Genomic DNA, 24,434 nt, shown 5'->3' with positions numbered 1-24,434 from the left:
TTGATTCATCATTACCAAACGGTAAGGTGACTTTATGGAAGAAAACTAGGTAATATGTGATTGTTCGTGAGTCGCACGAACGTTGTGTAAATTCCCACGCGATTTTCAAATCGAGCATCCAATTGCTTATTCTTTTCACCTCCATTATGCGTCGTTATCTGGCCTTCACCATCATCGTCCTCACCTTAGCGGGTGTGGCGACAGCGATGTTGAGTGCTCATACCGGCCCTTCTGCACAGGGCCTGCATGATGGAAAAAATTCTGGGAGATCCACCGCTCCGGGGGGGGTTGGTGGGCACCAGTCGCAACTCTCGGCGGTACCAGGGAACATCTGATTCCTGGTGCCGCCGAGATAGTTTGCCACCGTCAGCGCAGTAAGCGCACGGCTTTTTTAAACGCGGTCAGAGACGCCGCTTTCGTGCCGTAGCGTGACTCCGCATACTGCTGCGCCAGTTCCATGACCTGCGGACGCTCACTGGCAATGCGTAGCGCATAGGCCTGCGGACCTTCATTGGCTCTTCGGGCGGGCATCCCCAGCCCCTCCAAATGCCGGCATAGCCGCTCCCAGGCCAGCCTCCAGGCATCGGTATCCCGGGCAGGCCTGCGCAGCCATAGATTAAGAATACCCAGCAGCAGGAGCACTATAAAAAAACTACCCAGGAGCAGGTAAACTTGCTGCGCCCCACTGACCCCCAGCCAGCTCAGCCAGCCAAACTGGGACTCTTCATCAAAGCTGATCACTTGATACCACTGGTCATTGACCTGATCCCAAAAAAGCTCCGTCCGCTCCCGGATCTGCCACCACCAGGTGTCCCGCTGCCTTTCCAGTTCCTCTTCCCCGCCGAGCATGAAACTTTGCAGTCCCTGATTCACCCGTCCGGGGGCCAGCACAGCCGTCGGATCTATGCGTGTCCAGCCTGCTCCCTCCAACCACACCTCCGTCCAGGAATGCGCATCCGACTGGCGCACGATCAAATGAGTACCCGTCATGGACATCTCACCGCCTTGATAACCCATGATCACCCGTGAAGGCACCCCCGCCGCCCGCATCAGCGAGGCAAAGGCAGCGCTGAAATGCTCACAAAAACCAATGCGCCGCCGCAGCACGAATTCCTCCAGGGCTCCCGGCCCGAGATACGTCCCCGGCTCCATCGTGTATTTGAAACCCTGGGTTCGCAGGTAATTAAGTCCTGCTTCCACCACCTGCTGATCATTCGCTGAAGCCTGCCTCCACTGCTCCGCCAGGCTCCTCAGATTCACAGAAAAATCCCGGGGGACCTGCAGCGCCGCCAGACGATGAGACTCCGGCAGCGGCTCCCAGACCAATTGCGGCCGCGAAAGCACATTGAGACGCCGTTGTTTACGGACAGGCTCATGGGCGCTCAGGAGGCGCTCCGCATGCAGCGTCAGATCCGCCCGTCCGTCCGTTCCATAAACTGGGTAATCCAGTGCAGGCAGCCAGGTCTGGCCATGCGGCTCCAGCGTGATGGTCTGGCGAATGTCCCCAGCCTCCGCCTGCCGGATACGCGGCCCATAGCTCAGCCCCAGTCCACGGTTCCAGCTCAGCCCCCAGCAATCCCACAAAACCACACAGCGCCAGTAACGTTGATTATTCGAAGGAATCACCCCTTCAGGAAACTCCACCCGAAAGGCCCTTTCCGTATTTTTGGCGATCTGGAGCACCTTACCAGGATCCAGCGAAGTTGGGATGCCTGTCACCGTCGTCCTCCTGGAACCCAGCCGCACCAGGGAATCCAGGCTCACTCGTGGGAAGATAACAAAAAGGATCACCACCATCGGCAGGGCCTGGAGCAAAAGTCGCGTCGTCTGTCTGGCGGGAATCTTCCACCCCACCACACCCCGCCGGAAACGCACCATGCAGCCGGTGATCAATGCGTACGCTCCAAACATCAGCACCGCACGGCCGATGCTCTGGTCGGCCAGCAGCCCGCAGAGGCAGAGAAACCAGCCGATCATTGCCATCACCTGGAAATCATGGGGAGACCGGGATTCCAGCATTTTTCCTCCAGAAAGCACGATCAGCAGTGCTATCCCTGCTTCCATGCTCAGCAGATCCCCCTGCGTGAAATAAAGCCCCGCCACGCCGAGGGCGGTCACGGAAAGCGGCAGCCATCGATGCTTGAGCGGCCGCGCGATGAGGCTGCGATACGACAGGCTCAAAAAGAATAGCACCAGGACCGGCACCGCCACCAGATCCTGAAGGGGTAACACGGTCATGAACAGCACCGCACTCAGCAGCCCCAGCGGGCCCCGGGGTACACCGATGCGCCGTTCATAACTCGCAGGCACACGTGCGCTCTGCGGAGTTTCTGCCGACGTCGCGCCCCCGGCATGGAGCTCCGCCAGCGCTGCCAGGCAGCGCCGCGCATGGGACTCCCCCTGCCCTGCGGAGATTTCCTGGCCCGGCAGTTTCAGAGAATACGACAGTCCCTGCTGCTCACACATTTGGATCCAGCGCACCATCTGGCCCGCCCGCTCAGCCACTGGCAGCGGTAGGGTTTCCCAGTCCATCGCCACCGCCTCACTGGTACCTTTGGCCCACGTTTTCACCATCAGCGGCCGCCCACGCGCCACGGCCCGCCAGTCGATGTGCCGAGGTGAATCCCCAGGCTGCCATTCACGCACACCTGCGAAGTCATCCCCCTCACGGCTGGGTGGCGAATAACCACCGCTGCGGCCATCGCTCCCGGACGATAGCACCGTACCCTGCGGCAAAGCCAGATCTCCAGATGCCGCAGGTACCGCATGCCGCGTCAGCTCCACATTCACTAGACGCTGCGCTTTCAGCAGGCCCAGTGGATACGCACTCCGCAGCAGCAAGCGCAGCGGTTGTCCGGCAGGAGGCATGCGAAGGTGCAACCTTACCGGCTGACCGTTCACCACTTCCTCCACAAAGCTCGACTCGGGAGCGCCCACCAATATGACCTCGATTCCACAGGGAGCATGCCCATAGGATGCACGCAGTTCGACCGGCAGCACCTCCCCCTTTCCCGCAAGCTGTACCGGCGCAGCCCCCACACGCACCTCCAGACCGCGCAGATTCGCCCGCGCATAAACATAGCTCATCACCCCCAACGCACCCGTCATGAAGGCCAGCAGATAAGCCGCCCCATTCGCCTGCACCGCCCCGGCATAGCCCATGGTACAACACAAGCCGAACCAGGAAACCGTATGCAGGTTCATGCGCACCCGCGTGGTGAATGAAAAGTCCTGTGCAGGCCCTTTTTTGAAAAAGGCTCGCATTCGTCCACCCTTCGCAGCCACCTTTGCGGGCAGGTGCACCTCAGCATGAATACTGCCTTCCTGATTCATGAGGATCAGGGGATGACCGTTTCCTCCAGCAGGCGCATGGCCGTGCCACCATCGCCTTCCAGACGGTGCGCCATCACCGCCACTCCCACGTCCTGCACATCCTCAGGCAGCACCATCGTCCGCCCTTGCAGCAGAGCCCAGGCACGCGCCGCATTCAGCAGGGCCAGCCCACCGCGTGGGGACAATCCACGCCCGTCAGCGCGGCTCGCGCTCAGGAGGTCCTGTAAATAATCCAGCAACGGGCCAGACACATGCACCTGTTTTACGGAGGCCTGCATCTCCTGCATTTCCGGCCAGGACAGCACCACCGGCATCGCCCTCAGCATCTCCCGCCGGTCCTGCCCCTGGAGGATCGAGCGCTCCGCCGCCCGGTCCGGCACACCCAAAGCCAGCCTCATCAAAAACCGGTCCAACTGTGACTCCGGCAGCATGAACGTACCGATCTGGGACGACGGATTCTGCGTCGCAATCACAAAGAACGGTTGCGGCAAAGCATGCGTGATACCGTCTGAAGTCACCTTTCCCTCCTCCATCGCCTCCAGCAGGGCGGATTGCGTTTTCGGCGTCGCCCGGTTGATCTCATCCGCCAGCAGCACCTGGGTAAAAACAGGGCCGGGATGAAACACAAAACTGCCCGCCTCCCGGTCAAAAATAGATGCTCCCAAGATATCCGCAGGCAGCAGATCACTGGTGAACTGTACCCGCCGGAACTGCAACCCCAGCGCCTGCGCCAGCGCCTGAGAAAGCAGCGTTTTACCCACACCCGGTTGGTCTTCAAACAGCAAATGCCCCCGCGCCAGTAGGCAGGCCACCGCCAGGCGGATCACCTCCTCTTTGCCCACAATGATCTGCGATACCCCCTGGATGAGCCGTTGCAGCTTTTGATGGGACTGGGCAGCCACCGATTCAGGCAGCGTGGCATCGGCAGGGGTAATGGGACGGGAAGACACAACAAAGGGGGGTGATATTTAGAGTGTCGCTTTTTGACCACCCTCATGGCAAGCCTGTTCCGCGATTCACATTGTTTTTACGTTCGCTATAGCGTGTCCGGCTGACCCTCCCACACTCGCTCCCTGCTCCCCGTTTGACGTACTCCGTGCTCACGCTCAGGAAAACATCTCCAATACCCAGCGTAGCTTTGATCTTTTACAGACGCAGTTTGCACCCGACAGACGGAATAAGCTCGGTGTTATTCTGCGCCGCGTGTATGCCTTCAGTTCTTATGAATTCTCCCTCCCGCATCCTCATCGCAGGGTTGTTCCATGAAACCCATACCTTTCTGGATGGCTTCACGGTCCTGGCGGATTTTGCCATCCGCCGTGGAGATGAAATCCTGGACGATGCAGGAGATGCCTCACCACTAGGCGGCGTGCTGGAACTGGCCGAAAGTTTCGGCTGGGAAATGCTGCCCACCGTGGATTATCGCGCACAACCAGGGGCCATGGTGGAAGACCTTGCCGTTGAGGCGTTCTGGGCAGATTTTCTCGATCACGCCGCCCCTCACCTGGAAACCGGCATTGATGCCATCTACCTCTTCCTGCATGGTGCCATGGTCTCGCCATCATTTGATGATGTGGAAGGCGAATTGTTGCAGCGGTTGCGTGCTCTTCCCTGGGCAGCCCAGATCCCCGTCTTTGGCGTCTTTGATCCACATGCCAATTTCACCCCGCGCATGGCCTCGCTCTCAGACTGCCTTGTCGCCTTTCGTGAAAACCCTCACACCGATGCTCGCAAAGCAGCCCGGGATGCCGCCCGCCTGCTCCAACGCTGCCTGACCACCGGCGAAAAGCCTAACCAACAATACATTCATCCGCCCCTCATGTGGCCTCCCACCGGCACAGGCACCGCTAGGGAGCCCATGAAAACCCTTGAGGCCATGGCTCGCGAGATAGAGAGTGACCGGGAATCCGGCATCTGGTCCGTCAGCGTCGTCGCCGGATTCTCCTTCGCAGATACACCCCATACCGGCGTCAGCTTCGTCATCGCCGCCACCGTGGATGTCAGCTCCCAATTGCAAAAGCTCAGCGATGCCGCCTGGGCCATGCGCGAGCAAGGCACAGCTCCCGAGCCACCCCTTTCCCACGTCATCGGAGATCTCGTCACCCCGCCTCCCGGCCTCACCGTCCTGGTCGAACCGGCGGATAACATAGGTGCCGGAGCCCCTGGTGATTGCACCGCCCTCATGCGCGCTCTGATCCACTGGCGCATCCCCAACTGCGCCGTCTGCATGCATGATGCCGAAGCCGTGGCCACCGCACGCCAGTTCCGCAACGGTGACCGCACCATGATCGCCATGGGAGGCAAAGGTAGCCGCTTGGACGCGGGTCCCGTGCAAATCGAAGTCGAAGTCCTTTCCCACAGCGATGGCAAATTCGACCTCGAAGACACCCAAAGCCATTTCGCCGCCATCAACGGCAGCAGCTATGACATGGGCCCCTGCGGCGTCGTCCGGCACAAAGAACTGACCATCCTCCTCACCAGCATCAAGACACCTCCGAATGACCTGGGCCAATGGCGCAGCCAGGGTCTAGAACCCTCCAGCTTCTCCGTCATCGGAGTCAAAGCCGCCGTTTCCCATCACCAGGCCTACGACTCCATCGCCACCCAAATGATCTTCGTGGACACTCCCGGCCCCTGCAGCAGCCACCTCCAAGGATTCCCATACGAAAAAGTCCAGCGCCCCATCTATCCTCTGGATGAGATGTCCTGAAAAGTATTTTCGCAGTCGAAGGGCCATCAAAACAGGCGGAATTCATCTCCCTAAGTATTTGACACGCTTTGCAGCTTGAACAATACCACCTGTATGCTTAGACCCTTCATTGACCTTCTTTTCACAATACCGGGCAAGACCGGTCTCTGGATAAGATGGTGCGTTGTCTTCCTGTCTAGCGCAGGCCTCGCCTGGTTCTTCTGGTCGGTTGCCAATGATCCCTGAATACAGGTTTATCCACCGGGTCATCCATAAATGAGGGTACTGCAGAGATCCCTCACCCCGCCACCAGCCCATCCGTACTCGGAGGAGGATTCTTTTTCGGCGTGGCGGCACGGGCCTTCAGGCTGTTCTTCCGGATTTTTTTCAGGCGGCGCAGAAAGCTGGGGCTCAGGCTGTGAAGTTTCAGACGACTGTCGAGGTTGGTGTAGTTCATTGCAGGGGGTTTATGGTTAGACGTTAAGATGATCGATTTGTTCGCTCAAAGATGCTGTCGCCCTCATGCGGAGAGTTGTCGGGCATTTGCAGGGGGCTGCGGACCACGCACCCAGGCGCTGGGTGAGATGCCTTTTTCAGCCCGGAAAGCCTGGCTGAAATGACTGAGGCTGCGATAGCCCACCTCCAGCGCGGCCTCGCTGGCATTGGCCTGCCCGGCAGCCAGCATTTCCGCCGCACGCTCGATCCGTAGCCGCCGCAGATACAGGCTGATCGTCGTGCCCGCCGCCTCAGAAAACGTACGTGAAAGATACTGTGGATTGCAGCCGCACAGCCGGGCCAGCTCCTCCAGCGCTGGCGGCTCTTCCAGATTGGCCAGCAGCGCCTTCCTCACCTTAGCCACCCGCTCCAAAGACAGACGCCGCGTGCGTGTGCAAAAAAGCTCCTCCCCCTTCGATTCGGTTAGCACCTTGCGGAAGAAAAATTCACTCATCCGGCTGCCTTCCAAAAGCTGGCGAGCGGCCGAGCAAAGAGTCGGGGCCATGAGCGATCGGGTCCACGCCCGGTCCTCCGCCTCCAGGGGACGAGTGAGCAGCGGCGTAGCCGGATGCGGTCCCAGCAGCAGAGTGCGAAAATCAGCCGCCATTTCCTGCCTCAGGCTCGTCAGGCTTTGGTGCACCCATTCGATGGGGAAATGCAGCGCCAGCGCCTCATGGGCTTTCCCGCCCACCAGCCGCAAGCTCTCAGGCAGTGCCACCGCCGTATTCATCCAGATCAGGCTGTTTCCTGCGATCTCGCGGTGGCTCTTCATCGACCAATCCACCCGCACGCTGCCTTCCAGTAAGAGCACCACCATCACAGCCCCCGGCCTCATCGCCTGCAGCCAATGCCTGCCCCCGTGCTGGGCATCAGCACCCAGCCATCGGCTTTCAAAGGCAGGAAATAGCAAGGACACAGGCGGAAAAAGAAATCAGCTGCATCCCACATGAGATGCACAACGCCCCAGTCCTACCTTCTGAAAATGCCACACGCAAACCTTATTTGCGACTGCGTATCAATTGCATCAACGAGAACTCCCTCCCTCCACCACTCCCTCCCTCCACCACTCCCTCCCTCCACCACTCCCTCCCTCCACCACTCCCTCCCTCCACCACTCCTTCACCCCAGCTTGTCCTTCCACTGCTTGACAATCATCTCATAGAAATCATGCCCTGCTTTCACCGCATCAGGGGCAATCAAAACCCAACCCGGCAGCACCGCCAAAGCGCAGAAAAGACAGATGAGACTATTGCCCACGCGTCCATGCATCATCATCCGGATAGAGAACACGATCATCACCAGCGCCACCACCCCGACAATGTACCAATTCCAGGCGCTCACATCTAATTGAGGCGTGGCGATGACGACCAGTCCCAAGATCAAAATCGCCGTCGCCCACCGGTAGCTGGACTCTGCAATCGCCTCATGGTACTCGGCAATGTTTCGCTCCTTTTCGCGCTCACGCGCATCAGGCTTGTTATCAGGGGTCCGAAAAGCGCCACTCATGATTCACTTCTCCAGGGCTAAAAAACGCACGCAAATAGCACCACCCACAGACACCTTTTTTCCGGTGAAGGTAAGCATCCCAGTTTCCGCATCCACCTTGAAAAGGCCCGCCGTCTGGCTGTTCTGATGTCCCACGATCATCCATTTGCCTGAGGGGTCCAGATTAAAATTACGCGGCACCTGTCCCTCCGCAGGCGCATTCTGGATCAGCTTCAGTTTGCCCGTCGCCTCATCGCAGGCAAAAACGGCGATGGTGTCATGCGTCCGATTGGAGACATACACAAACTTGCCATTCGGATGCACCACCGTCTCCGCCGTGCTGAAACCCGGCTTGCCGCGGTCCGCCTCAGGCAGGGTGGAAACCGTTTCGATCTCCGTCAGCATCCCCTTCTCCGCATCATAGGCAAAGGAGGTCACAGTCATTAGCATCTCATTGTTCACAAAAACAAACTTCCCGTTAGGGTGAAACGCCAGATGCCGCGGCCCGCTGCCCGCGGGCACCGTACCATGGCCATGGTCCGTCATCTTCGCGGTAACTGGATCAATCTTGTAAATAAGCACCTTGTCCAATCCAAGATCACACGCAAAGGCGAAGCGGTTGTCAGGACTAACATTCATGCTGTGCGCATGCGGGCCAGCCTGTCGGCGCACATCCACACTGCTGCCTTCGTGTTGCACAAAGGTGACTGCCTCGCTCAAAGAACCATCCTCGCCGATGGCATAACTCGCCACACTTCCGCCGCCATAATTGGCGATCATCGCCATCTGCCCCGTTTTATCCACCGACACATGGCAGGGCCCCACACCGACGGAGGACACCTGGTTGAGCAGGCTCAGCTTGCCGTCCGGGAGATTGATCTTGAAGGCACTGACACCACCCTTCGTCTTGTCTCCACCGGCCAATTCGCCAATCGCGTAAAGATACTTTTTGTTAGGATGAATGGCCAGGAAACCCGGACTTCCGGTCTCCACCGCCAGCGCAGGCTCCCCCAGTTCCCCCGTGCCACTATTAAAGCTGGAGACATAGATGCCCTTGCTGCCCGTCTTCGGACCCGTCTGGCAGCCAAAATAAACCAGGTAATTGTCCCCCGCGATGGCTGTCGTGGTCAGAGCGGCGAAGAGAAAGGAAAGAGAAGCGCGGTTCATAAGAATTCAAAGAGCCTGAAAGTAACGCTCCCAGACGTCAAGCCCTCGCAAAAGAATCATCCCCTGGCAGCCATGTCAGATCTGCACGGCCTCCTAAAGTGGAGCGCACACGACATCTCATTCACCATTCCCGTCTCCGCACACACATCATCCACCTCCAGTTCTATACCATTACCGGCTAAGCGTTAGCCTATACGTCACAAAACCCGGATTACTCTTATCGTCACTGTTAGCGTTGATGCGCAGCACCACGGCAGCAGCGGACTGTGGGACGGTATAACTGAAAGGTTTCGCCGCCGTATGAGGAGGGACCACCTGATAGACTGTGCCCGGAACACCATTTTCTGGCGGGGCCGCAATCACCAGGCGGCTTTGCTCACCCTTTTCAGTGATGATGGCATCTGGATTCTCCGTGGCGAGGCGACCCGCATTTTTCCACATGCCGCCCAGGTAACTCAGCGTGATCACATCCCCGCGATGCACGGGCCCGAAAGTGACTCCATTGGGATCATTAGGCGGCACCACCACCATGGCCTCCATCAACGTTTCAGTGCCTTTGCCTGCATCCGCTATTTTCTGCGTAATGACAGCGATCTCCGCCTTCACCGTATCCGCCCCCACAACATTGCCCGCCTGAGTATAGACGTCCCGCAATTTCTCAAGCTCCGTCAAATACATCTGCGTCAACGGATTCACCACCCGTCCCACCGCTCCGCGATAAGCTTCTTTAAGACGATCCAGTTCTGGAACTTCCGCAGCTTTTAGATTCGTCGCCAGCACAACTGCGACTAGGCTCAGTATCCGTATTTTTATGAGGTTGTTCATTTGGCGTAAATCTGAAGGTAGCGTCCTCCGTCAAGCAAGCCTAAACGAGTATCCTCACCCAACCTTGATCAATAATGCAGCCTTGTGCGCCAATCCTGAGGAAGCTCCGCGCGGGATATCTTTTGTACGCCACTGGGAAGGCTCACGGACAGACCACTTTCCTCCACATTCAGGACTCTCACCGTTATCAGCTTTCGTCCATCCGTCAAAGTCAGTTCAGGGATGGTCTGGCCCACAAAAGACCTGCGCGCAGAATTGATAATATCTGACCTTTGTTGTCTCAGCGAGACCAGCTTCTCTTTCAAAAGCCGTTCCTTGCCTTGAACAAGCGCAATTTCAGACTGCTTGTCACGCACCTTTTTGAGCAGGTCATTGAGCTGGCTATAAGCTTGAACTTCAGCACGGCGCATCACGATAGCCTGCTCATGAATAACCAAATTTTCCGTGAACTCGGCATTCTGTTTTTTAGCCTGACTATATTGGTGCCAGACATACCAGGAGGCACCGGCGGAAATGAACACGAGCAGAGCAATGAAGTTTTTCATGAATACGGGGAGCGAAGGAGAGTCGGTTTACTATAAAGGGAATACTCAGGGTCTGGGTATCTGGCGCAGGGCCACCATTTCTGACTCCATGGCTTTCAACAAAGCCGCGCTTTCCTCATAATTTTTGACCGCCGTGTCCAGTTGCTGGGTGTAATACTCAAGGTCTTTGGCAGCCTTTTCTGCCTGAAAGAAAGCATTCTGAGCAGTTGCAATGTTTGGCGGTGCCCCCTGCTTCAAAGCAAGCAGCTTGTTCTCCAAATTAGTGTTTTCAGCGATCAGCTCATCCAGCCTCGCACTGTCCTTATCACGCTTCTCCAGAGTGGTCCTGACTTCATCACAGCCAGTGAGAATGCAGCAGGATAAACCGAGTAAACAAGGAAGGATGAAAACGGGAAATTTCATAAGTGAAGAGACATGTCCTCCAGCAGATTTATACTAACAGCCCGCTCCCCAGCTGTCAATCAGCCTTCTTTTGACGCTCGTAATTTGAAGCAAAGATGTCACTCGATTGTCATCGGTTTATGCCCAGAGCTTGCAATCGTCCATATCGGCCCGTTAGTGACCGCCCGCCCATCCTTCCCCTGATTTTCCGACCTGTCATCCCATGCCCCCCTGGCTCTCAGTTATCCTGCTCGGCATCATCGAAGGTGTCACCGAATTCCTGCCCATTTCCTCCACCGGACATCTGCTAATTCCCCAAACCCTTGGCTGGCTGCCGACGAAGAGTGACCTTTTTAACGTGGTCATCCAAAGCGGTGCAGTTCTGGCCGTATTGGCGGTCTTTAGCAAGCGGGTGAAGGAACTGGCCATGACTCTGGCCAAGCCGGAAACCAGGGACTATCTGGCCAAACTGGCGGCCGCTTTTCTCCTCACCGCCCTCGGTGGACTGGTCATCAAATGGCTGAATATCAAACTGCCGGATACCGTCACCCCGGTCGCCTGGGCCACTTTGATCGGCGGCCTGCTGATCCTTTGGCTGGAGCGCTTATACCGGGGCAAGGCCGGGGCCATGGAGATCACCTGGGCAGTGGTGGTAGCCGTGGCCGCGGCACAGCTTCTAGCCGCAGTATTCCCCGGCACCTCTCGTTCTGGAGCAAGTATCCTGATGGCCATGGCCTTCGGCATTGCCCGTCCTGCGGCCACAGAGTTCTCCTTTCTGCTGGGCATCCCCACATTAACGGCGGCGGGAGGTTTGCAAATCTTCTCCGAGCTACGCAAGCATGGAGCCGGCAGTGAAGACTGGTCCATGGTCGCCCTGGGCACCGTGGTCAGCGCCTTATCAGCCTTTATCGTGGTGAAATGGCTGATCCGTTTTGTCCAAAGCCACACCTTCAACAGCTTCGCCATCTACCGCATTGTCTTGGGTGCAGGACTGCTCATCTACGCCGCCACTGCAAATCACAGTACCTCCACCCATGGTTGATTTTGCCAAAGGCTATTTCCGCAGGTCAGTTTTCAAGACCTACCGATTCTTCAAGCATCCAAGAAAGCTGAAGACTCGCCCCGTCATGCGTTGGTTCGCACGTCACTTTTTGGACAAACGGGTCTGGCGGCCTACCCAGCACACCTTTGCCGGCGGCATGGCTGTGGGCACTTTTGTGACCTTGCAATTGCTGCCCATCCAGATGCCATCGGCCGTCATCCTGGCCGCCGTCTTCCGGGTAAACATCCCCATCGCCATCGCCATGTGCTGGGTCAGCAATCCTGTGACCATGGCGGCCTTGATCCCCCTGGAATACAATGTCGGTAAATGGGCGCTGGCTTTCCTGACCGAAGTTCCATCGACCCCATTCCCCACGAAGTTTCCTGAACACGTCGCTGAGATGTGGCTGGCCTTGAGGGAGCATGCGCCCGTCATGCTCTTTGGCGGGGTGATCTTGGGCGCAGTGCTGGTGCCCGTTTCATACGTCCTCACCTACCTCATCTGGGGGGCCATTGACCAGTGGAACAAATATCGCAAGCAGCCCACTCTGCCGCTGAAAGATCTCAATAGCTAAAAGAGCGCGGAAGCACCGCAGCCGGGTCTTGCGCATAGCGGCTGTCAGCGTAAGCATTGCCCATGCCCCGAAGCCGTCGCATCCACTTTGACTGCCTCACCGCCATGCGAGCGCTCGGCGAGCCGACGCGCTTTGCGCTGGTGCGTGCCCTGCTGGGCGGACCAAGGTGTGTGAACGACCTCTGCGAGGAACTTTCCGCGACACCCTACAATGCCTCCAAGCACCTGCGTGTGCTACGTGAGGCAGGCCTGATCGAGGTAGAGAAGCATAGCCAACAGCGGGTCTATTCCCTGGCCGAAGCCTTCCGCTCCCGCATGAAGGCAGGCACCCAGACACTGGATCTAGGCTGCTGCCAGTTTCACCTGGACCAGTTTGACGAGGAATAATATTTAGTTAGGCCAGAAGTCCCTTGACCACCTCGCCATGGACATCCGTGAGGCGGAACTCTCGGCCTTGGAAACGGTAGGTCAGCTTGGTGTGGTCCATGCCGAACAGGCGCAGGATGGTGGCGTGGAAATCATGGATGGAGACAGGATCTTTGGCCACGTTCCAGGCGAAGTCGTCGCTCTCGCCATAGACCTGACCACCTTTGATTCCGCCGCCCGCCATCCACAGGGAAAAGGCGGCCGGGTGGTGATCACGCCCGGTGATCTTCTTGGCACCGGGACGGTTTTCACCAAGAGCCGTGCGGCCAAATTCACTGCCCCAGACGACGAGGGTGGTATCGAGCAGACCACGCTGTTTGAGATCTTTTAACAAGGCAGCAATAGGCTGGTCCACCATGCCGCAATTATGCTCCAGCTGGGGATCCAGACTGCTGTGATGGTCCCAGGAGGCGTGGATGATGTTCACATACCGGACCCCGCGCTCGACCATACGGCGGGCCTGGAGACATTGGCGGGAGAAGACTTGGTAATTGCCGATGCCACCCAGGTTGCTCTTAATCGGTGGCTCGATGCGGTTGATGCCATAGGCATCCAAAGTGGCCTGGGATTCCCCGGCGATGTCCACCAGCTCCGGTGCAGCGCTTTGCATCTTAAAGGCCAGCTCATAGCTGTTGATGCGGCTGGCGATTTCAGGATCGCCGATGTGGCGATGGCGCAGGCGGTTCAGGTCATTCAGCGCGCCCAGGCTGGACTGTTGCATCTCCCGCGTGATGCCGTCCGGGTTCGCCAGGTTCAGCACCGGCGAGGCCCCGTTGCGGAACATCACCCCGCCATAGGAGGACGGCAAAAAGCCGCTCGCCCAGGTAGAGCTGCCACCGGGTAGGCCACGACCTTTGGAGACCATCACCACATAGGACGGCAGTTCCTGCGAGGCATTGCCCAGTCCATACGTCACCCAGGACCCGACGCTGGGGCGGCCTAACAATGGAGCACCGCAGTTCAGCATGAGCTGGCCCGGCAGGTGGTTAAACTGCGTCGTGTGCATGGACCGGATCAGCGCGATGTCATCCGCACAGGTAGCGATGTGCGGCAGCAGATCCGACAGCTCCATGCCGCACTTGCCATGCTTTTTAAAGACCCGCTTCGTGCCCATCACGCGGGCCGTTTCCTTTTGCAGGAAAGCGAACTTGGCATCGCCCACAATCGAGTCCGGCAGCGCCTGGCCGTCATACTTGTTCAGCAGCGGCTTCGGGTCAAAGAGGTCCATCTGGCTCGGTCCGCCCTCCAGGAAAATGAAGATGCACCGCTCCGCCTTCGGCGCAAAATGTGGCTTCCGCGAAGCCAGCGGATTCGCCGGCATCCCCTCCGCCCCCATCAACCCGTCCTGCCCCAGCAACGAAGCCAGCGCCGCCGTCCCCAGCCCGCAAGAACTCGTCGCCAGGAAATCGCGCCGGGTCTGGGTGAAATAATCTTGGGGGGACATAGTGAGAAGATTACGCAGCGGGAGTCAGGGGTATTGCGGAGGGAGTGGCAATTTGGGAAATGAAGGATGAGTGCGAGTGCTTTCTCTCTCTGGCATTTTGCCTCATCTTTCTTGCCACGGTGGGCAGGGACCGCTTGTATAGGGACTCGGGAATTTGATAAGGCCCGACGCATCTCCCATGACCCCTCTTCAAAGCATCCCTGCTCAATATCGCACCGCCGCCCAGAGCCAGAAGGAAAAAGGCAGCTACTTCGAGGAACTGATTTGCACCTACTTCCGTTACGAGGCAAGCTACGCGGAATTCTTCTTGGTCCCCTCGTTGAATTTGCTTTCCCAATCCTTGATTGAATGGACTCAGGAGAGCGGCATTCCTTTGCACTCCTTCCCCGTCTGCTCAGATGCCGAGGTGGGCAAGAAGCGTGACAAGAACAATGCGAACTTCGTCGAAACCTTCGACCATGAACTGCGTTATCCCAGCACCACGGATGCCAAGCGCCTCGCTTATGAGGTGACAAAGCGGCACGACGCCCAGCACATGAGCGTCATTTTTTCTACCTATCATTCGCTGGATGTGTTCAGCCGCGCGCTCACAAAAAACAAGGAAGATTGGTTTGAATCATGGGCGCGATCCAAAAACGAAAGCAGGCTGCTGTTGCGGCCCTTGCAGATGATATTGAAAACCTTGACGCAGCAGGCATCGAGTATGTTGGTCACTGCTTAATTCAAGTAATCAAAGGGATGTCATTAATCCATCGCGGCTTAAATCGCGATGGAAAACCGGTTGGATATACCGTGGACACGTTTTCCACCGACCGCACTTTGGTTGGCGAATATTCCAGTGAGGCTGGCTATTTTGAATCGCCATTTACAAAGCTTTGCGCCGACTGCCACCACGTGAAAAACCAAGCTCCACAAGTTCGTTTCCTATACCTTATCTCAACCCAAGCATGTCGGAATTCTGATTGGCCAAAAGTCCTGAACGCTGCCTTCAATGTTATTGGCGACGAGGTGAAGTTGGAGATTTATGATCGTGATCGTATAGCTTTAGAGATTTACGATCGAGCCATCAAAGAAAACAATTTGGTGGAGTATTTTGCTGATTTTCTCCCAAGTCTTTGGAAAGCTTGGACTGAGCATGCCATATCTCATGCTGTGCCTGATCTGCCGCCTGACTATGTTGATGATCAGGTGAGAACCACCGTACTCAATGATGCATTAAGTGCTAATCAGGTGGTCGCAATAAACGGGATTAGTGGAAGCGGCAAGTCATACGCGGCAACAGCTTATGCAAAGACCAGTCATGTGGCTTTTCGCAACGTTTTTTGGATTTCAGGGAAAGACATAGAGGGACTTCAGAGCCTCCAAGCTGTGACAGTAGCGAGACTTGGTGTGAGCATTAACCTGTCCTCTCATCTATGCACTGCCGCCTGTCTTCTTGTCGTTGATGATTGGAAAGGCGACGCATCTGCTCTAAAGCGGTTGCTTCCACTAAAACTTCATAATGAAACACAAGTGCTGATCACATGTATCAGTAGGCCGTTAGGCGATGTGTTTTCGATTGAGTTGCCACCACTCAGTCTCGAATCAGCAGAAAAGGTTCTAGGAGTGGAGTCAGGCAATTCCCCTTCACAAGGGCAGGTAAATCAGATATGCAGTCGAGTCGGATGTCACCCGCTAACATTGGCGATCATTCGTGACACAGTTCGGGAACTTGGCATCAAATGGCAGGCCATCGTCAATGATTTATCCAATATCCCGATTTATGAAGGACCGAATCAAGAAACAATCCTTCAGCGAATTCTGCTGAATCATAGCGACGGAATCGCGAATGATCTTCGAGCGCTTCGCTGGCTCAATTCCCTCTCCTTTGATGTTGAAATGGCGTTGACCGTTCTTGGGCCGAGTGGGATCTCAAAGTTGATTAGGAGGTCACTTCTCAAGAAAAGCGCGGGAGGTATGTGTATTATCCACGACTTGGTTTTCGCCTGCTTGCAGCATTTTAACGCTGGAGATATTTCAGATTCCGAAGTTGAAACCAAGTTTAAGGCGTTTTTGATCGCCTCGTGGGAAACAGGGTCTTACCATTTTCATCGAACCTTACAGATTCACTCTGATAAGATAGAATGCTGGGTGAACCCAGGAAAACCGATACCATCTGCTGAAGCTTACTTTTTCCTGTTATCTGAGCGAATCAGCAAATCGATCGATTTCTTGGAAAAGCTGCGCAATTGGCCTCTCATTTCTTTGGATGCCAATCGCGAAGCACGTCTATCGGTAATCGAGTCGATAGAAAAAAGATACTGGGATGAGCCCGACGAAAATGTGCGAAAGCTGATTTTGAGCGATGGGATTCAAAACTACAATGAGGCGCTCAGCAAGAAGGCTCAGACCCTGACTAGATCCGATCTTATTCATCATCGGGGTAAATTGCTGTTTTGGAATGGCGATTTCGATGCTGCTGCGTCTGATTTCGAGGAGGTTCTAAGATTTGATTCAAAAGCATTCCACGCGCATCTCCAACTTGCGCGAATAAAAGAGCGTAAAAGAGACTCTGGATGTGTGGCCCACATCACGAAGATTTTGGAAGCATTTGCGAATGCTCAGGAGGACGTGGCAATTACAATTGTCTTAGCTGCATTTTCAGAACTCGCGAAGATTTCATACAAGCCAATAAAAGATCAGTATTTGGCTTCTCGTCGCGATCTTCTTGGCGAGGCCATAAGGTTAGCTGCTGCTGAGGGATTTTCCCAACCCTATCGCGCGTTGGGGCAAATTGGGCGGCTGGTCTTCTATCGCAATCCGCAGCGGGTGATTGAAATGGCTGAGATCGTCACTTTCCCACCTGCTATTAATGCTAAGCGAAGTGAGTGTTTCAATATTGCTGAGTTTATAAAATGCATTGTAAAAGCTCATTCGGAGTCTGGGAGCCCAACTTTCGTCTGTGAAACTTGGTTTGAACAAGCCATAGCCTATTATGATCGCACTCCGTATCCGAATGAGTATCATCTCACATCGAAGGCTGATTGTCTCATCCGTCTCCAACGCTTTCAAGAGGCATTGGATACGCTGAATGGATGTAGCAAGGCTGCCAATCAAGCACATTGGTGGCATCGTCATGCGCAAGCTCTGTTTGGACTCGAAAAAAATCACGATGCTCTGGCTTCAATTGAGGAGGCATTGAGAGCAACCACGAATGGCCAGTATTCGAGTGCGTTTTTACAGGTCAAAGCGCGTATCGAGGCATCTATCGGAAACCGTAGCGCTGTGGACACGCTTTCTCATGCCGTCGCGGAATGCAGTGACGATAAATTCAGAGCTGCCCTCCAAGCCGAGTTAGAATCACTTCGCATAAAGTTCTCATGAAAAATCAACAGGGATCTAAGAACTTCTCTTCTTTCCGGGTGTCTGCCACTGAAATGGGTGATGGAACTCCAGGCCGTGACGACCGACAAGGACAGCGGAATCGTCAATGCCCCAACCTCTGGGCCACTGAAACGATGGACAATCCCCGGTATCCGCTGGACTGTTTCTGCGGGTGATCACGGTAAGCCTGGAGCCGATGAAGATCGTGATTGGGCTGCCGGGGCTAGATTTAGAATAATAAGTATGAAAACGCACGCCTGCTTTCAATACCAGTTCAATCAAGTTGGCCAGGGTCAATTCGCATCGGGTTGTGTTTATCAATCCGCGACACCAACGCCAAAATTTCTCTGGGTGTACGACTGTGGTTCGGTTTCCTCGCATTCACAAAATTTTTGGCACAGTGAAGTGAGAAAATTGAAGGACTTTGTAAATTTGAAGCCCGAAATTGATCTCCTTGTATTGTCACATTTTGATGATGATCATATTTCAGGTGTGCCAGAGTTGCTTAACCAATTTGATGTCAAGACTTTGTTGTTGCCGTATGTGCCTCTTTGGCGACGCTTGTTGATAGGGTTTGACGAAGGGTCACATCTTGATGAAAAACGGATGTCTCGCTATATAGACCCTATAGGTTATTTAAATGGCCTCGGTACAATCGGTCAAATCATCATCGTGCCTCCTAGCGAAGGAGAGATTCTTCCTGTTGATGGTTGGAGACCTGAAGGTCTACCTGAGGATGGCTGGAAGGCGAGGTTCCCGATGGCAGACCAGAAAGCTGGATTGGAAATTTCGGCTGAGTTTCGAGGAACTGGGAGCACTTCTCAGTTGCCGCTGATGCTGACAGAAAATCAGGCGATTACTCTTGAGGGGCTGTGGGAATTTTGTACTTACAACACTGCCCGCTATAAAATGGATTCTGCGTTTGCACTCAAAGTAAACGAGCTTCGCGAAGAGCTTTTGAAAACCTCTACAGAGCGAACTTCAGCCTTGAAAGCTTTAAAAGAAGTCTATGACAGACAGTTCGGCAGTAACGACCGCCCAAGGAATGAGATTTCTTTATTTTTATATGCGGGTCCAGTCTATGAATCTTGGAACGGCACTAAAATGTTGGATCATAACACGAATTCAATAGATTATCCAAGTCGCCTCCCTTGTTATTATAGGTGCCATCCTACGGCCCCAGGCATTACAGACAAATGCAGTATTCTTTATTCTGGAGATGGCTATTTAAATTCCAATAAATCTTTTGCAGAACTCTATCAACGGATGGGGCAAAAGCGGATGGAAAAATTGGGAATTTTTCAGGTCAATCATCATGGTTCAAGAACAAACTGGAGATCGGGCCTTGGTAGTAAAATTAACGCCGTACTCGCGGTTTTTTCATCTGATCCCAGTCGGCAGAATACAAACCACCCGAACCCAGAGGTTTGGGCCGATTTCTCCTGCAGCCAACGAATCCAGGTCAATGCAGACCCTTCCCCATTTACCACTGGAGGTTGGATGGTACTTTAAATGTTCGTGCATCCCGTCCGCAAGACCCCGACGGAACCCCGCTGGGGTTCGACGGCGGGAGGATACCGTGGGGGCGGAGCCGCGAGATCAGACGAAGCGGGCAGGAGTGCCCGGGCTCCTCTCGGGGGCCATGGGAGGGGAAAGAAGTCGGACGCGGCGCAGCGCGTCCCTACCAGGAGTTTGTGGCGCGGGGCGTCCCTACCAGTTACTCGCGGTTGATGAACTCGTCGAGGTTCAGGAGGACGCGGGCGAGGGCGACGAGGACGGCGGTTTCTTGGGCGTCTTTTTGAGGGACTTGGTCCTTGAAGAAGCTGAGGACTTGGAGGGAATCGGCACCGCCTTTTTTTACACGTGCTTTTTGTTCGGCGTGGAAGGCGAGGAGGCGCTGGGTTTCCTCGGGGCGGGGGTGGCGGGAGAGGCAGCGGTGGAATAGGGTATTCAGGCGGGCGGCGGTATTGCGGGGGCTTTCCTGAATGACACGCAGGGCAAGAGCTTGAGCGGCCTCGACGAAGACGGGGTCGTTCATCAGGGTGAGGGCCTGGAGGGGGGTGTTGGAGCGGTCGCGTTTGACGCAGGCCTCGCTGGCATCGGGGGCATCGAAGGTGGTGAGCATCGGATACAGGATGCTGCGCATGGTGAGGATGTAGAGGCCGCGGCGGTAGCGATCATTGCCCTCGCTGAGCTCCCATTTGACGGAACGGCCGACATCGAAGACATCGCCAGGCAAGGGGGGCTTGATGCTAGGGCCGCCGATGTTGCGGGAGAGGAGACCGCTGGCGGTGAGGAAGCTATCGCGGAGCACTTCAGCCTCCAGGCGGAGACGGTTCTGGCGGGAAAGCAGGCGGTTCAATGGATCGGTTTCCAGGATGTCATCCCGGTGCAAGGACGACTGCCGGTAAGTGGCGGAGGTGACGATAAGGCGAATGAGCTCCTTGCGGCTCCAACCGTTTTTCATGAAATGAATGGCGAGCCAGTCGAGCAATTCAGGGTGTGAGGGGGATTCGCCGCTGGTGCCGAAATCATCGGGAGTACTGACGATGCCGGTGCCGAATAGCTTGCTCCAGACCTGGTTTACCGCCACACGGCTGGTGAGAGGGTGCTGGGGTGAAACGAGCCATTTGGCCAGGTCCAGTCTTGTTTGTTCAGCATCGCTGGTGGTCTTCAGTTTGGGCAGGGCGGAGAGGGTGGCTGGGATGACATCCGGGCCGCGGCGGGCATAGTCACCGGCCAGGTGGACATAAGCCTGGCGGCGGTTTTCGGTGACCTCCGCAAGGGTCTGGGCCTTGGTCTTCGGCTCCGCTAGGTCCTGGGTGTTATTGAAGTAGGCGTAGAAGCTGTAATAATCCCGGATGGTGATGGGGTCATACTTATGGGTATGGCATTGGGCGCAGCCGAGGGTGAGGCCCATCCAGACGCGGGAGGTGGTATTGACACGGTCAGCCAGATTTTGAAAACGGGCTTCTTCCTTGTCCACCCCGGCCTCAGTATTGAGGGCAGCATTGCGGTGGAAACCGACGGCTTGTAATTGTGGGACTTGCGCCTCTGGCAGCAGGTCGCCTGCGATCTGCTCGATGGTGAATTGATCAAAGGGAAGATCGTGGTTGATGGACTCGATCACCCAATCACGAAAGTGGTAGGCATTCGGGCGGACTTTGTCGCCCAGGAAACCTTCGCTATCGGCATAGCGGGCGAGATCGAGCCAATGGCGGCCCCAGCGCTCTCCATAATGAGGGGAGGCCAAAAGGCGGTCCACAAGCTGATCATAGGCCCGGGGCGAGGATTCGAATTCGCGGGTGAAAGCAGCCACTTCTTCCGGGGTGGGAGGCAGGCCGGTGATGTCCAAAGAGACACGCCGAATCAAGGTGATGGGATCGGCTTCAGCCGAAGGAGGGAAACCGTTCTTTTCCAATTTTTGGCGGATGAAAAGATCAATGCCATTGCGGACTCCAACGGCATTTCCCACCTTCGGCAGTGGATGATTTTTGACTGGCAGAAAGGACCAGTGCTGCTGGTATTCGGCCCCTGCCTTGATCCAGCGATTGAGCAGATCACGCTCCTTCTCCGTGAGCTGCTTGGGCGATGAAGGAGGCGGCATGATGTCATCCTTGTCGGTGGTGACCAAGCGGTGCCAGAATTCGCTCTTCTCGGGGAAGCCGGGGACGATGGCTTCTTTCACGGCTTCTTCGCGGACATCCAGGCGCAGACCGGCTTCGCGCTTATCCTCATCAGGGCCATGACAGGCGTAACATTTGGAGGCGAGGATGGGGCGGATTTCGTGATTGAAGTCTGGCTTGGCAGCTCCCATGGCAACACCCGTCCACGCTGACAGGCTGATGAGTGTCAGAGTCTTGATAGGGCTTAGAGCATTCAATCCGTAAAGCATGGAATTAGCTACTACGTGCTAGGGGTGTGAGAGCTTGCCGAAAGGACACAATCGGCATGAAAGAGGTCATTTTGACACGGTGGCCGGGAGGGCGCTTTGCCGTGGGGAAATGGGGAAGCCACATGCAGGTATGGGGATGAAAATTGAAATTTTCCCCATGTGGGGATTTCCGGACCTAAGGCGTTGATGTTGTGAAGGTTGCGATGGGGATTTCGCTTCCCCATCACATCCCCGCAGGGAATGATGGGGAAACTTAGAAAGGTGCTTTTGATGCAGGAATGAATGGTATGCACGTGATGAGAAGGGGAAATGGCGGAGCTTCATGACTTCCAGTTTCGAACGTTAAGGATGAATCGTTTAATCATGTTTAATATTATCCACCAACTTCAGACCCGATGCAAGGCTGGCGGGATAGATGCGTGATTACCGCCCGAGCACTTAAAAAAAATGAAAGAGGCAGAATGAGCCAAGAGTTTGTATTTGCCATTTTGCGCATATTCGCCAATACACACCGATGCTCCCGCCCACTAACCTACGATACCATATCCTGGCCGTCCTTGGACTGCTGGCGTCCACCGTCCCTTTCTCGACCTTCGGCCAGGAGGCAGCAGGTCAACAAACAGAAAATCAAGCAACTTCGGAGGCACTGCCCGAGGTGGTGATTTCTGCACCGAAGCTGGGGAAGGATCTGCTGAAGCTGCCCCTGAGCGCTACCATTACCACCGGGGAGGTCATCGACCAGAATGCCCTGCGGACGGTGAAAGATGCCGCCCAATATTCCCCAAATACTTATTTCTCTGAATTTAGCGCCAGGAAGCTGAGCAGCCCGCGCTTTCGTGGACTTTTTGGTTCGCCCAACAATCCTGGTGTAACCACTTATTATGATGGCGTGCCGCAATTTAACGGCAATTCCTCAAGCCTGGAGCTGTTGGATGTGGAGCAGATTGACTTCGTTCGCGGTCCAGCCGGGGCGCTCTTTGGCCGGAATACGGTGGGAGGCCTTGTCAATGTAACGAGCCGCCGCCCATCCCTGGACAGTTTCGAGGGTGAATTTGAAACGACCTTTGGTAGCTACAATCTGTATGATGTGCGTGGCCGTGTGAGCGGTCCGCTGGTCAAAGATCAACTGGGCTTCAGCTTTGCAGGCGGTCACAATGAGCGGGATGGATATACGGAAAACACACTGACCGGCCATGACCTGGACAACCGGAGCTCCTCCTTCGGCAAGGCTCAATTTCTGTGGGCTCCAAGCGAGAAACTGGAAGTGCGGTTCATCCTGGCCGGGGAAACAGCGGATGACGGTGACTATGGACTGAGCGACCTGGGCGGACTGCGCCGCGACCCCAGGAAATCAGCACGTGATTTTGAAGGCTATACCTCACGCGACGTATTGTTGCCGACGCTCCAGGTGACCTATCATGCAAAAGCTTTCGACTTCACTTCCACGACTGGCTTTGTGTGGTGGGATACGGAGGATAAAACGGATCTGGACTATTCAGCCGGGCCTATCCCGGCCGTTGGTTTTCCAGGTGGCCTGCCTTCTTTCCTGGTGCGTTACAATCACGAGCAGCAGACGACATGGACACAGGAGTTCCGTTTTTCCAACCCGCTGGACAAGCCGGTGGTCTTGAGCGAAACGGCCACCCTGGCCTGGCAGGCGGGGCTGTTCCTTTTTCATCAGCAGTATGACCAGCAGACGGTTCAAGATGCGGCAGCTCTGGGCGGCGGGTTTATACCTGCCAATACAACCCGGACAAACACCGGACTGACAGACATGGGCATCGGAGCCTACCTCCAGTCCACCCTTACCCTTTGGGAAAAGCTGAATCTCACAGCAGGCGTACGCTGGGATTATGAGGACAAGGAGGCCGATCTGCGGACGAATCGCACGCCCGTGGCAGTGCCGTTTTTACCCAATATCAATTCCAGTAAATCACTCACCAACAGCTATAGCCAGATCACACCCCAGGCGGCCATTTCCTATGACATCACACCGGATACTCTGGCCTACTTCTCCTTTGCCGGCGGTTATAAAGCAGGCGGTTTCAATACTGCGGCCAATGACGGCATCGAAAGTTATGACGAGGAGAAAAGCTGGAACTATGAACTGGGCCTGAAGGGCCGTGCCATGGAAGACCGGCTGAGCTACAATCTGGCACTGTTTTATACAGACTGGACGGACCTGCAACTCAACACCCCCAGCGCCAACAGCCCTGCCCAGTTCGACATCACCAACGCAGGAAGCGCCTCATCCAAGGGCATCGAACTGGGGCTGAATTTCCGCCCGGTGAACGGCTGGGACCTGTTCGGCAGCGCGGGCTGGCAGGATGTGAAGTTCCAGTCCGGGAGCACAGACGGCGGCACAGACATCAGCGGCAATAAAGTGCCTTTCACGCCTGACTATACCGTGACCGTAGGCAGCCAGTTTTCATGGAATGTGGGGCGGGGTTACAGCGCGTATGTGCGTGGCGATGTCCAGTTCATCGGCGCCTTTGATTATGACAGCATCAATGGAGCCGGACAGGATGCCTATACCCTGGCCAATTTCCGGGTGGGTGTACGCCATCAATCCTGGTTCATCGAAGGATTTGTGAACAATGCTTTCGACACCGAGTATGTGCCCATGGCCATTCCTTTTGGCGGCGGCGTGGCCCCATCGGGCTACCTGGGTGAAAGCGGGGCACCGATCACCTTTGGAGTGCGTGTCGGTGTGAAGTTTTAATCTTTGGTTTCTGATGAGATGATGACGGCTGGCAGGCTGGAAATGGCTG

At 55.7% G+C, this 24,434-nt stretch carries 18 protein-coding genes and 2 pseudogenes; 9 read left to right on the top strand and 11 right to left on the bottom strand.

All coding sequences use genetic code 11. The features are described 5' to 3' along the window. Positions 1 to 366: 366 nt before the first annotated feature. Together EI77_RS15930 and EI77_RS15925 are read right to left on the bottom strand one after the other, a co-directional pair. A complete protein-coding gene (locus tag EI77_RS15930; RefSeq protein WP_133796286.1) occupies positions 367 to 3,333 on the bottom strand; it encodes a transglutaminaseTgpA domain-containing protein in 2,967 nt (988 codons plus the stop codon). A gap of 5 nt (positions 3,334 to 3,338) precedes the next feature. After that, on the bottom strand, positions 3,339 to 4,235 hold the full coding sequence (locus EI77_RS15925; RefSeq protein WP_133796353.1) for an AAA family ATPase: 897 nt from the start codon (positions 4,233 to 4,235) through the stop codon (positions 3,339 to 3,341). Positions 4,236 to 4,555: 320 nt separating this feature from the next. Here EI77_RS15925 and EI77_RS15920 point away from each other — a divergent pair, with 320 nt between their 5' ends. Next, complete coding sequence (locus EI77_RS15920; protein WP_133796285.1) at positions 4,556 to 6,043, top strand: M81 family metallopeptidase; 1,488 nt, start codon at positions 4,556 to 4,558, stop codon at positions 6,041 to 6,043. A gap of 277 nt (positions 6,044 to 6,320) precedes the next feature. Here the strand turns inward: EI77_RS15920 and EI77_RS23405 are convergent, their stop codons facing one another. The 7 genes from EI77_RS23405 to EI77_RS15890 all read right to left on the bottom strand — a co-directional run bounded on the left by EI77_RS23405 (position 6,321) and on the right by EI77_RS15890 (position 10,941). Continuing rightward, a complete protein-coding gene (locus EI77_RS23405) occupies positions 6,321 to 6,479 on the bottom strand; it encodes a hypothetical protein (RefSeq protein ID WP_166647294.1) in 159 nt (52 codons plus the stop codon). A 63-nt stretch (positions 6,480 to 6,542) separates the two neighbouring features. Continuing rightward, entirely contained in the window at positions 6,543 to 7,433 is an 891-nt protein-coding gene (locus tag EI77_RS15915) for a helix-turn-helix transcriptional regulator (RefSeq protein WP_133796284.1), read from the bottom strand. A 203-nt stretch (positions 7,434 to 7,636) separates the two neighbouring features. Continuing rightward, positions 7,637 to 8,023: a hypothetical protein gene (locus tag EI77_RS15910; RefSeq protein ID WP_133796283.1), complete on the bottom strand. Its 387-nt coding sequence runs from the start codon at positions 8,021 to 8,023 to the stop codon at positions 7,637 to 7,639. A 3-nt stretch (positions 8,024 to 8,026) separates the two neighbouring features. After that, complete coding sequence (locus EI77_RS15905; protein WP_133796282.1) at positions 8,027 to 9,169, bottom strand: lactonase family protein; 1,143 nt, start codon at positions 9,167 to 9,169, stop codon at positions 8,027 to 8,029. A gap of 171 nt (positions 9,170 to 9,340) precedes the next feature. Continuing rightward, complete coding sequence (locus EI77_RS15900) at positions 9,341 to 9,994, bottom strand: hypothetical protein (RefSeq protein ID WP_133796281.1); 654 nt, start codon at positions 9,992 to 9,994, stop codon at positions 9,341 to 9,343. A 68-nt stretch (positions 9,995 to 10,062) separates the two neighbouring features. Beyond that, a complete protein-coding gene (locus EI77_RS15895) occupies positions 10,063 to 10,539 on the bottom strand; it encodes a hypothetical protein (protein ID WP_133796280.1) in 477 nt (158 codons plus the stop codon). Between the two features lie 45 nt (positions 10,540 to 10,584). Beyond that, positions 10,585 to 10,941, bottom strand: coding sequence for a hypothetical protein (locus EI77_RS15890; RefSeq protein WP_133796279.1), 357 nt, complete (start codon positions 10,939 to 10,941; stop codon positions 10,585 to 10,587). A 202-nt stretch (positions 10,942 to 11,143) separates the two neighbouring features. On the opposite strand from EI77_RS15890, the gene EI77_RS15885 reads away from it, so the two are divergent. From EI77_RS15885 to EI77_RS15875, 3 genes are all read left to right on the top strand, one after another. Continuing rightward, a complete protein-coding gene (locus EI77_RS15885) occupies positions 11,144 to 11,962 on the top strand; it encodes an undecaprenyl-diphosphate phosphatase (RefSeq protein WP_133796278.1) in 819 nt (272 codons plus the stop codon). Then, positions 11,955 to 12,536: a DUF2062 domain-containing protein gene (locus EI77_RS15880; protein WP_133796277.1), complete on the top strand. Its 582-nt coding sequence runs from the start codon at positions 11,955 to 11,957 to the stop codon at positions 12,534 to 12,536. The genes EI77_RS15885 and EI77_RS15880 overlap by 8 nt, the downstream gene beginning before the upstream one ends. A gap of 62 nt (positions 12,537 to 12,598) precedes the next feature. Continuing rightward, positions 12,599 to 12,922, top strand: coding sequence for an ArsR/SmtB family transcription factor (locus EI77_RS15875; RefSeq protein ID WP_133796276.1), 324 nt, complete (start codon positions 12,599 to 12,601; stop codon positions 12,920 to 12,922). A gap of 7 nt (positions 12,923 to 12,929) precedes the next feature. Here the strand turns inward: EI77_RS15875 and EI77_RS15870 are convergent, their stop codons facing one another. After that, positions 12,930 to 14,405: a DUF1501 domain-containing protein gene (locus EI77_RS15870; RefSeq protein WP_133796275.1), complete on the bottom strand. Its 1,476-nt coding sequence runs from the start codon at positions 14,403 to 14,405 to the stop codon at positions 12,930 to 12,932. A 304-nt stretch (positions 14,406 to 14,709) separates the two neighbouring features. Here EI77_RS15870 and EI77_RS24110 point away from each other — a divergent pair. From EI77_RS24110 to EI77_RS15855, 4 genes and pseudogenes are all read left to right on the top strand, one after another. After that, positions 14,710 to 14,991 (top strand): annotated as a pseudogene (locus EI77_RS24110) (hypothetical protein); the annotation flags it as partial. Positions 14,992 to 15,023: 32 nt separating this feature from the next. Then, a complete protein-coding gene (locus EI77_RS15860; protein ID WP_133796274.1) occupies positions 15,024 to 17,768 on the top strand; it encodes a tetratricopeptide repeat protein in 2,745 nt (914 codons plus the stop codon). 45 nt (positions 17,769 to 17,813) lie between these two features. After that, positions 17,814 to 18,006, top strand: a pseudogene (locus tag EI77_RS24215) (hypothetical protein); the annotation flags it as partial. A gap of 5 nt (positions 18,007 to 18,011) precedes the next feature. Continuing rightward, positions 18,012 to 19,280, top strand: coding sequence for an MBL fold metallo-hydrolase (locus EI77_RS15855; RefSeq protein ID WP_425606544.1), 1,269 nt, complete (start codon positions 18,012 to 18,014; stop codon positions 19,278 to 19,280). A 205-nt stretch (positions 19,281 to 19,485) separates the two neighbouring features. Here EI77_RS15855 and EI77_RS15850 read toward each other — a convergent pair whose 3' ends face one another. Continuing rightward, positions 19,486 to 21,663: a PSD1 and planctomycete cytochrome C domain-containing protein gene (locus EI77_RS15850; protein WP_243838882.1), complete on the bottom strand. Its 2,178-nt coding sequence runs from the start codon at positions 21,661 to 21,663 to the stop codon at positions 19,486 to 19,488. Between the two features lie 514 nt (positions 21,664 to 22,177). On the opposite strand from EI77_RS15850, the gene EI77_RS15845 reads away from it, so the two are divergent. Continuing rightward, positions 22,178 to 24,385, top strand: coding sequence for a TonB-dependent receptor (locus tag EI77_RS15845; protein WP_133796272.1), 2,208 nt, complete (start codon positions 22,178 to 22,180; stop codon positions 24,383 to 24,385). Positions 24,386 to 24,434 lie beyond the last annotated feature (49 nt).

The sequence above is a fragment of the Prosthecobacter fusiformis genome (genome assembly GCF_004364345.1).
GTDB classification, from domain to species: domain Bacteria; phylum Verrucomicrobiota; class Verrucomicrobiia; order Verrucomicrobiales; family Verrucomicrobiaceae; genus Prosthecobacter; species Prosthecobacter fusiformis.
Note: the sequence above shows the minus strand (reverse complement) of the source record. Positions and strands in the feature narration are given on the sequence as shown.